Raw genomic sequence first — 255 nt, 5'->3', positions numbered from 1 at the left:
ACACACAGCGCCATCCGAACTATCGGAGGTGAGGCTATGACTAGAATGAGCACCATTTACAGCAGACTTTCATATGGATCAGGAACCACGCTTGCCGGCTGCGGTGTATCAGCGAAGGCATATGCCGAAACAGCTAAAACAGCAAAAGAGGTGTCCTGGATGTTGGCCGACAGAATTGCAGGGTTAAGCCTGAGCGACTGGGCAATTATTGTCGGTATCGCATGCACTGTTATCACCTGTGCAGTGAACTGGTAT

General features: G+C 50.2%; 1 protein-coding gene. It reads left to right on the top strand.

Annotated features, from left to right (window positions below):
* Positions 1-36: 36 nt before the first annotated feature.
* On the top strand, positions 37-255 hold a 219-nt coding region (locus tag JSN25_RS17140; protein WP_204525739.1), incomplete at its 3' end, for an HP1 family phage holin.

The sequence above is a fragment of the Citrobacter cronae genome, from assembly GCF_016893685.1.
Taxonomy (GTDB): Bacteria; Pseudomonadota; Gammaproteobacteria; order Enterobacterales; family Enterobacteriaceae; genus Citrobacter; species Citrobacter werkmanii.
The sequence above is the reverse complement of the archived record's forward strand: the minus strand, read 5'-3'. Positions and strand labels throughout refer to the sequence as shown.